The organism is Variovorax humicola (genome assembly GCF_037889915.1).
GTDB lineage: Bacteria > Pseudomonadota > Gammaproteobacteria > Burkholderiales > Burkholderiaceae_C > Variovorax > Variovorax humicola.
The window spans coordinates 1-4,537 of sequence record NZ_JBBKZV010000077.1; the positions used below are offsets into that span (position 1 = coordinate 1).

General features: G+C 66.2%; 4 protein-coding genes. 1 reads left to right on the plus strand and 3 read right to left on the minus strand.

Annotation, left to right across the window (positions count from 1 at the left end; all coding sequences use genetic code 11):
* Nucleotides 1-1,686 (minus strand): two-partner secretion domain-containing protein (locus WKW80_RS36870; protein WP_340368508.1); only part of this gene is annotated, 1,686 nt, incomplete at its 3' end.
* 405 nt (nt 1,687-2,091) lie between these two features.
* Between WKW80_RS36870 and WKW80_RS36875 the strand changes: the two genes are divergently transcribed.
* Nucleotides 2,092-2,523 carry a hypothetical protein gene (locus WKW80_RS36875; protein ID WP_340368509.1) on the plus strand — a complete coding sequence of 144 codons (432 nt, stop codon included), beginning with the start codon at nt 2,092-2,094 and terminating at the stop codon, nt 2,521-2,523.
* A gap of 31 nt (nt 2,524-2,554) precedes the next feature.
* Here the strand turns inward: WKW80_RS36875 and WKW80_RS36880 are convergent, their stop codons facing one another.
* On the minus strand, nt 2,555-2,692 hold the full coding sequence (locus tag WKW80_RS36880; protein WP_340368510.1) for a hypothetical protein: 138 nt from the start codon (nt 2,690-2,692) through the stop codon (nt 2,555-2,557).
* Between the two features lie 112 nt (nt 2,693-2,804).
* On the minus strand, nt 2,805-4,307 hold the full coding sequence (locus WKW80_RS36885; RefSeq protein WP_340368511.1) for a M81 family metallopeptidase: 1,503 nt from the start codon (nt 4,305-4,307) through the stop codon (nt 2,805-2,807).
* Between the last annotated feature and the right edge of the window lie 230 nt (nt 4,308-4,537).

A 4,537-nucleotide genomic window follows, 5' to 3' on the forward strand; every position in this document is an offset into this window, starting at 1 on the left:
GCCCGAGTTGTCGAAGGTACCGAGGGTTGCGTTGAAGGCGCCGCTGACGTTGAGAGTGCCGCCTGCGTTCTGGAAGCCCGGCTGGCTGAGCGTCATGCTCGCCACGCTCAGCGCTCCGCCGTTGTTGGCGAGGTTCGCGGTCTGCAGCGTGACGGGGCCGCCTGCGTAGACTTTGCCGCCGTTGTCGTTCCATATCGCACCGGACGCCGTGATCGAGCCCGGTGCGACGGGAACGGCAGCAGCAGCAGTCGTGGTCGACGTGCTGGCCGTGGAAGTGGTGCCACTCGTTGTCGTGCCAGCACCCGTGGACGTGCTGCCGGTTCCTGTTGCGGCAGTGGTGCTGGTTCCGGTGCCAGTGCTGGTGCCGGTGCTGGTCGTTGCCACGGGTACCGGTTCCGCTCCAATCCATCCACCCGCCGTATTGCTGAGCGTGGGCGCACTCAGGCTCAAGGCCGCGGTGCTGGTCTGGCGGATCGCGCCGCCATTGCGGTTGTCCACGTTGCCCGCGCTGCTGGAGAGTTCGACACGCGGGCCTTCGAGCGTGCCGCCGACACCGTTGAGGTTGTTGGCGAGGTCGCCCGCGGTGGCGACCTTCAGGCTGGTGGCGCTGGTGATATTGCCCGCGTTGGCAAGGCTTGCGGCCGTGATGCTGGTGTCTGCCGTGGACTGGATCGTCCCGGTGTTCTCCAGCCGGCCCGCCGCGGTGATGACGAACTGGCCGATGCCGGCCAGCCCCGCAGGGGCGTTGCTGCCATGCGCCTGAATCGCTCCCGCGTTGCGCACCCCCAGCCCATGTTCGGTCCCGACCAGCCAGATGTGGTTCGAGTACATCCCGCCGAGTTGCGAGACGTCCACGGCATAGGTGGGCGTGGGGCCGGCCCCGGCCACCGGCGTGACCTGGCTGTGGTCGGCCGAGATCTGGTTGGCGCCGGAGACCACCTTCAGGTCCGGCGCCCAGATGCCACCGCCGATGTTGACCGCGCGCGCCAGGATCGCGGCCGAGTCGGTGCGGCTCGCATCCAGGCCCGCGCCGTCGACGGTGACCGAGCCGCCACGAACGACATAGCTGTCCAGTCCACCGAAGGCGTTGACTTGCGGCAGGCCGGTGGTCAGCGTGAGGTTGGAGATGTTGATGAAGCTGCCGCCACTCACGGCAATGCCGCTGGGGTTCGCGACGATCACCTCCGTGCGGGGCCCGGCCACTTCCAGCGCGCCCCGGATCCGGCTCGCGTTGCCGCCGATGACTTCATTGAGGATGATGCGCGCCGAGCCGGTGGCCAGGTTCTGGTTGCCGGCAATCCAGCCGCCGATCTGGCTTTGCACGGAAACGCGGCTGTTGTTGAGGATCAGGCCGGCGGCGGCAACGTTGAAGTCGGCGTACTGGTTGCGCGAGACACCGGCCGCCGAAGGCGGGGTGATGTTTACGGTCGGCACGCCGTTCGGCGCGACCAGCACGATGGGGCGCAGAGTGCCTGGCGAGGTCGGGTTCGCCACCACCTGGGCCAGCGCGGGCGACATGAAGAGCGCAGCCGCCAATGCCGCGCTGAATGCACTCGATGCGCTTGTGCCTGATGCAGTGCCTGATGTGGCGCCCGGCGCCTTGCCCGCGCTCTTCGCAGTCTCCTGCACGGCGATGCGCATGCGGCGCGATGCGCTGAACACCACGCGATGGAGATTCTTGTTCATGGTGGTGTTCCTCCCTGTGAGCGCGGCGATTCTCCGGTGCCTCGCATCACGCAATTGCCAACAAATGTCACGCCCAAAAACAGCACTCCCAATTGCGTGATTTATTGGGCGGATGGGATTGCGGCATCAAGTCGGCGAAACGCATCAATCCTGAAAGAACTCATCCTTGATTGAAGACCTGACACAACGATCGGCCCGGAACCAGATCCTGGCCAATCTCACGATCCCCTGCAGCCAGCCCCCGTCTTCCCAAGGACAAGACTTTGAGTTGCCCGATACCTCGCCACGCATCTCCAAATCCAATTTCGTCACGACCGCGCACCCTTTGACAGGCCCGCACCAGACAACGGGCCGCCTTTGGGCACACTGTCTGGCTCACACAATTCACTTCAGGGAGATATATTTTTGAATCACGAATCCTCGACACAACTGGATCCGGGCCTCGTCACAGTGCTGCGTGCTGTCGCGCAAACAAACCTGTCCGCGGGTCCGGCCATTGCCAAGAATGCTGGAGGCGCCACACGCGGGGCGCTGCATGCGCTGCGCCTGCTGGAATACATCTGCGAGCACGCCGGGCAACAACGCGACGGTGCCGCCACCAAGCTCTATTCGCTCACCGCCAAGGGTGCGGCCGCGCTCGCTGCGACAGGTGGCGAGGTGGCCGAGGCGCTGCCGCCGGTGGCGGCTCCACGCACAAGTGGTCCGAGCGCCGCCATCTATGACGGCGCCGAGATGCGCCAATATGGCGCGCGTCCCGGTGCGATGGACGCTTTCAGATTTCCGAGCCGGATGGGAAATCGACTGGTCCATCCGGACGGCTCCGTTTCGGAGCTCTGATCCGCCCTGCAATCAAGGCCCTGGCAAACCGTCATTCGCTGGAGAAACGGCCGGTGCGCCCTGGTTGCATGGCCCGCTGGACCAGGTAGGTCTCGGCGAGCAACGCCCAGTAGGCCGTGCCGATGGGCAAGTAGCCGTCGTTGAAGTCATGGCCCGAGTTGCGCACCACGCATGCTCCGTGTTCCTTGTCCCGGCCATTGCCGATCAGCAGGCATGACCCCGGCCTCTTTTCAAGTTCAAGTTGGGAGAGCGTAAGGACCAGTGCAGGAGTGAGATTCGACTCAGGGCCGCAGCGCCATCGAAGGCGGCAATCGCGTCCACGGCAGATCGGCCGGGTCCACCGCCATCGGCCCCGCGGCCTTGGCCACGAGGATGGTGCTGGCGATGGGCGTGAAATCGGCGCGGAAGTGCACCGAACTCTTGTTGACCAGAATCTTCATGTCTTCCGGCTCGATGCCGACATAGCGGTAGAACTCGCGGTCCAGCATCTGCGTCTTCTGCGAACTCACGACGACGAGCACGCCATCCACCTCCAGGCATGCGCTGGGGCCGAGCGACACCTTGCTGCCCCGTCCCATCGGCCCCTTCATCACGACCTTGCCATCGCTCAGCTTGCGCACTACGGCATGCACTTGCACCGGAGGGTCGCTGAACTGCCCACCCCAGGTCGGCACCGACTTGCCCAGCGTCAACTCGAGTTGCGCGCCCTCGCCTGCCGCATGCGCGGCGGCCGCAGCCGCGGGGTCGAACAACAGGCCGATCGCCACCCGGCCCGGCAGCCACTCCCCGGCCTTGCGTGCGAGCAGCGCGCGCAGCATGCCGGTGGTGTTGCTGTCTCCGCCGGCACCGGAGTTGTCCTGCGTATCGGCGATGACCACCGGTCTACTGGCATCGGCGGCCAGCGCCAAAGCCTCGGCGACCGCGGCTTCGGGCGTCAGGATGTCCAGGACCCATTGGCTGCGCGGCTGGTCGGCGCGATCGAACAGCGCCTGCACGGCCGTATCGGCTTCGCCGCCATAGCCCCAGACCACCGGTCCGCATTCGGCGATGTCGGCCGCGGGGAACCCCATGGCGAAGCTCAGCACGCAGTCGTGGCGCGCTTCGAGGGACTTCAGCGTGTCGTACACCGCATCGGCCGGCGCCATCATCGTGCACTGCGCATTGAGCGAGAGCAGGAAGGACAAGCGGCGCACAGCCATCTGCTCCTTGAACCCGCGCGCGAGCCGGCGCTCGAGCAGCCTGGCCGCCAGGCGGCCGGTATCGGCCGTGTCCACGTGCGGGTAGGTACGGTAGGCCACGAGCGCGTCCGCCACTTCGAGCATTTGCCGCGTCACATTGGCATGCAGGTCGAGGCTGGCCACGATCGGCACGGCCGCGCCGACACGCGCGCGCACGCGCGACAGCAACTCGCCTTCCGGATCTTCCAGATGCTCCGCGACCGCCGCGCCGTGCAAGTCGAGATACACCGCATCGACATCACCCATCGCGAGCGCCGCCTGCAGGTCTTCGTCAATGGCTGCCGCGATGCGCTCGAAAGCATCTTGCGTGACGTGCGCCGAGGGCACCGCGCCAGCCCAGGCAGACGGCACCAGCGTCCAGCCGCGTTCTTCCGCATGGTCGATGAAGCCGCTGACGGCCAGCGTCAGCCCGCGATAGGCGTCGATGATGGCCTGGCCGCGCCTGTAGGGCGGAAAGGCCGACCCGGCCTCGAAGGCGGCCCAGTCGGCCTTGGTCGGAGCGAAGGTGTTGGTCTCGTGCTGGAAACCGGCGATGAAAATTCTCAAGTCAAGTCCTCGGTTGAGCTGCGCCCCGGGCGCCGGCAGGGCCAGGACTCGTCGTGCGCGGTGAGCTTGACCAGGCAGACCTCGAGTCACTCGATCTCTTCGCCGCTGAGCACCGACTGCAGCACACTGATATGGTCGCTCCCGTCAAGGGGGGCACGGGATTGAATTGTTGGGCCAATAGCACGGGGTGATGCGGCACAAGTCTGCTGCTGCGACGATGGATCAGACTG